The sequence below is a fragment of the uncultured Stenotrophomonas sp. genome (genome assembly GCF_963519925.1).
Lineage (GTDB): Bacteria > Pseudomonadota > Gammaproteobacteria > Xanthomonadales > Xanthomonadaceae > Stenotrophomonas > Stenotrophomonas maltophilia_AE.
Map to the genome: position 1 here is coordinate 1 of NZ_CAUQPH010000211.1, position 4,333 is coordinate 4,333.

The following is a 4,333-nucleotide window of genomic DNA, read 5'->3' on the forward strand; positions in this document are numbered from 1 at the left end:
CCGCTGCCTTCTCGGCGGCGGCACGGCGCGCGGCGGCACGCCGTTCGGCTTCGGCGCGGGCGGCGGCGGCACGCAGGTTGGCAAGCAGGGTTTCCAGTGCCTTGGCATCCTGGCCCAGCGCCTTTTCGCGTTCGCTGCGGTCCTTGTAGCGCTCGTCCAGGCTGGCCACGGTAGCGGCGCGGGTTCGACGGTCGTCGGCGAGGGTGGCGGCCTGCTGCTTCTGCTGCTGGCGGGTGCCTTCGAGTGCCTGCCGGCGCTCCACGATCTGGGCTTCCACCGTCTCCAGTTCGGTGAGGTCGGCGGTGAGTGCGCCGATCCGACGCGCGCGCTCGCGCTGCAGGTAGCGATGGTAGGCCAGGGTGCGGTTGGCATCGGCCACCCGGTCTTGGGAGAGCAGCAGCTTCAACGGTGCGTTGTTGCCGATCCGGTACGCCGCACGCAGCAGCGACGCCAGTTCTTCGCGCTGCGCCTGCAGCCCGGCCTGCAGTTGGCTGCGACGCTGCTGCAGTTCCTGCAATGCGCGGGTTTCGCGCTGCAGGGCGGTTTCGGTCTGGGCCAGCACGCGGCTGGTGCGCGCGACCTTTTCGTCGGCTTCGCGTAACTGGCGCGACGCCTGGCCACGCTGGCCCTCGAGGGTACGACGCTCCTGGGCCACGCCCTTCAGTTCGGTACGCAGCTTCTGCAGCTTGCGTTCGGCCTCCTTCGGATTCTGCGCGGCCACCGGTGCGGTGACTGCCAGCGCCGTCACTGCCAGCGCCAACAGTGCGGCCATCCAGCGCGGGGCACGGCCCGATCCGGCGGACGATTTGTTATGTCGACGTGAGGAGGAAGCGTTGTGGCGCAAGGGCTTTCCAGTGACTTCAGGCAGATGCGGATTGCAACGCTGCATGGTGACATTCCTGCAGGCGGCCTGCCAGCCGCATACCGGACGACGCACCCATGAAATCCCTCTCGCTCCCGCTGCTCCTGACCCTGACCCTGTGCTGTGGGTCGGCCTGGGCCGTGGATGACATCAGCAAGGTCAACGGCGCCATTTCCGCCGAGGCCGGTCGCGCTTATGGCGATCTCGAGACGGTCAATGGCGGCATCACGGTGGGGGCAGGCGCCACCGCGCGCAGCATCCAGACCGTCAATGGCGCCATCACCGTCCATGACGGCGCCAGCACCGGCAGCGTGTCCACGGTCAACGGCAAGATCGCACTGGGGCTGCGGGTGATGGCTGAAGGCAAGATTGAAACCGTCAATGGCCACATCTTCGTGGACCGCGGCAGCCAGATCGATGGCGGCGTGGAAAACGTGAACGGCAGCATCGGCCTGGTCGAGACCCGGGTCAGCAACAGCATCGAGACCGTCAACGGTGACATCACCGTGGGCGTCGGCTCACAGGTTGGCGGCGGCATCCACGTCGAAAGGCCGAGCTTCGGGATTTCGTTGAGTGCGCCGCGCAAGCCGCGGATCATCATCGGTCCGAACGCGTCGGTCGCCGGCGAGCTGCGCTTCGAACGCGAGGTGGTGCTGTACGTGCACCGCACCGCGTCGATCGGGCCGGTGGTGGGCGCCGAGGTTGTGCCCTTCGACACCGACACCGCGCCGCTCAATTGATACCCTTTTCACCGGTGCCCGCGCACCGGCCCTTTGTCTCCAGGAATCGATGATGTCCCGCAAACTTCTGTTGTGCCTGGCCGCCACTGCCGCATTGACCGCGTGCAAGGGCGAGACCGATGCCCCGGCCGCTGCGCCGGTGGCCGATACCGCACCGGCTGCCGCCGGCCATGCGTTCTCCGCCGACATCAATGCCGCCGACTTCGGCGAGCTGGTCAAGACGCTGTCGTCGGACGAGTTCGAGGGCCGCGCCCCGGGCAGCACCGGCGAAGAGCGCACGGTGAACTACATCCGTGACCAGATGCAGCGCATCGGGCTGCAGCCGGGCAACGGCGACAGCTGGTTCCAGGAGGTGGCGATGACCGAAACCACCGCCGACGAGAGCACGGTGCTGAAGCTGGACCAGGCCGGGAAGCAGCGCGACCTGAAGTTCGGGACCGACATGGTGATCGGTACCCGCAGCGGCCAGCAGGAAGTGAAGATCGACGGCAGCGAGCTGGTGTTCGTCGGTTACGGCGTGGACGCGCCGGAACAGAAGTGGAACGACTACGCCGGCCAGGACTGGAAGGGCAAGACCGTCGTGATGTTCGTCAACGACCCGGGCTTCCATGCCAATGACGACAAGCTGTTCGACGGCAAGCGCATGACCTATTACGGGCGCTGGACCTACAAGTTCGAGGAAGCGGCGCGCAAGGGCGCGGCGGCGGCGCTGATCGTGCATGACACCGCCGGCGCATCCTATGGCTGGGACGTGGTGAAGAATTCCTGGGCCGGCCCGCAGTACGACCTGCCGGCCAAGGACGATCCGGAACGGCGCCTGCCGGCCCAGGGCTGGCTGAGCGCCGATGCGGCGCGCCAGCTGTTTGCCGACGCCGGGCTGGACCTGGACCAGGCTTACAAGGACGCCAACAAGCGCGGCTTCAAGCCGGTCCCACTGAAGGGGAAGATCTCGCTGGACCTGAAGAGCACCATCGCTGAAAAGAAGTCGCGCAACGTGGTCGGTGTCCTGCCGGGCACCAAGCATGCCGACGAGGCGGTGCTGTACATGGCGCACTGGGACCACCTGGGCAAGCACGAGGGTGAGCAGGGCGACAACATCTACAACGGCGCGATCGACAATGCGACCGGTGTGGCCGGCATTCTGGAAATTGCCGACGTGATGGCGCATGAGCAGCCGGCGCCGGAGCGGTCGGTGGTGTTCCTGGCGGTGACGCTGGAAGAGTCTGGCTTGCTGGGCTCGAAGTACTACGTGAACCACCCGACCTTCCCGCTGGACAAGATTGCCGGGGTGATCAACATCGATGCGATGTCGGTGGCCGGTCGCGCCAAGGACATGACCGTTACCGGCTTCGGCAGTTCGGAGCTGGAGGACATCCTCAAGCCGCTGGCGGCGGAGCAGAACCGCACGCTGCATGGCGAGACGTCGGTGCAGAGCGGTTTCTACTTCCGTTCGGACCACTTCAACTTCGCCAAGGCCGGCGTTCCGGCCCTGTATGCCGACGGCGGCGAAGACCTGCTGGACGGCGGGTTGGACGCGGGCCGCAAGGCTGCGGAGGCCTATGGCCGCGACCGTTACCACGGGCCGAAGGACGAGTACGACCAGAGCACGTGGAAGCTGGACGGCACCGTGGAAGACCTGCAGCTGCTGCACGGCGTCGGCAAGGCGATCGCGGTGGGTGGCCAGTGGCCGAACTGGTACGAGGGCAACCCGTTCAAGGCCGCCCGCGACGAGATGATGAAGGGCAAGACCGAGGCGGCAGCGCCGAAGCCTGCGGCGAAGTAAGCCTGGTTTACAGGATGGGTTTGGAGGAAGCGGCGTCCATCGGGCGCCGCTTTTTTTCGTCATTTCGACGCCGAGGGCCAACGGGTCCAGCCGTAGCGGTACTCGCCGACCTTGCTGGCGAGTCCGGATCGGACCGGGTTCTCGATCAGGTAGTTCGCCTGGGTGAGCAGCGATTCGTCGGAGCGGATGCAGTGATCGTAAAAGCCGCGTTGCCATAGGGCGCCCTGGCTGCCGCGGTGCAGGTTCACTGCGCGCGAAGAGCGGGATTTGAAGGCCTGCACGCACCGGCTGATGTTGCCGTTGCCCAGTTGCATGAGCCAGTGAACGTGGTCGGGCATGACCACCCAGGCGAGCGTACGAGAGCGGTGTTCGCGGTCGGAGCAGCGCAGCGCCTCGACCACGCATTCAACGGTGGCGTCGTCGACGAACAGGGATTCGCGGCCGGCCACGACGGTGGTGAGCATGTAGTACGCCCCTTGCATGGAGCGGCGGCCGATAAGAAGACGTGGGCTGGACATGGCCACAGGGTGCTGCCTCCCCGGGACCTGTTGTATCCGGGAAGTCTCAATCGCCCTGTCAGACAACGCGGGTTGGGTCGCATCCCAACCGACGATGCGCATGGATGCATGAGTGGTGCGGCCGCAGGACGCGGATGAGCACCACCGCCGGGGTGGTGATTACCCCATTGGGGCATGACCACGAACGCAGCGAGACGTTTTCGGGGTGGGTTCATGCGTCACCGTGCCGATCACCGTTATCGGCGGTCGTTTGGGAACCGACCCTACCGCGTGCCCGGCACGGATCCGGCTGTGCCCGGAACGGATCCGGCCGTGCCCGGAACGGATCCGGGCGGTAGGTGCCGACCGTTGGTCGGCACGCCTGCGCCGGGCGGCGCAAAGAAAAAACCCCGCTGCGTGAGCAGCGGGGTTTTTGGGTGTAAACCCTGGC

3 protein-coding genes and 1 pseudogene are annotated in these 4,333 nt (G+C 66.4%); 2 read left to right on the top strand and 2 right to left on the bottom strand.

Features of this window, described 5'->3' with window-relative positions:
- Positions 1-844, bottom strand: a pseudogene (locus tag RWO33_RS19470) (peptidase M23); the annotation flags it as partial.
- Positions 845-939: 95 nt separating this feature from the next.
- On the opposite strand from RWO33_RS19470, the gene RWO33_RS19475 reads away from it, so the two are divergent.
- Positions 940-1,602: a hypothetical protein gene (locus tag RWO33_RS19475; protein ID WP_314107035.1), complete on the top strand. Its 663-nt coding sequence runs from the start codon at positions 940-942 to the stop codon at positions 1,600-1,602.
- A 52-nt stretch (positions 1,603-1,654) separates the two neighbouring features.
- Entirely contained in the window at positions 1,655-3,385 is a 1,731-nt protein-coding gene (locus tag RWO33_RS19480) for a M28 family metallopeptidase (RefSeq protein WP_314107036.1), read from the top strand.
- A gap of 59 nt (positions 3,386-3,444) precedes the next feature.
- Here RWO33_RS19480 and RWO33_RS19485 read toward each other — a convergent pair whose 3' ends face one another.
- Positions 3,445-3,849 (bottom strand): transposase, encoded by a 405-nt coding sequence (locus RWO33_RS19485; protein WP_314107037.1) that lies wholly within the window; start codon positions 3,847-3,849, stop codon positions 3,445-3,447.
- Positions 3,850-4,333: the final 484 nt, after the last annotated feature.

Excerpts from the sequence above, each read along its gene's own strand:
- RWO33_RS19475 (WP_314107035.1), top strand. The coding sequence starts at position 940 with ATGAAATCCCTCTCGCTCCCGCTGCTCCTGACCCTGACCCTGTGCTGT.
- RWO33_RS19480 (WP_314107036.1), top strand. The coding sequence starts at position 1,655 with ATGTCCCGCAAACTTCTGTTGTGCCTGGCCGCCACTGCCGCATTGACC.
- RWO33_RS19485 (WP_314107037.1), bottom strand. The coding sequence starts at position 3,849 with ATGCTCACCACCGTCGTGGCCGGCCGCGAATCCCTGTTCGTCGACGAC.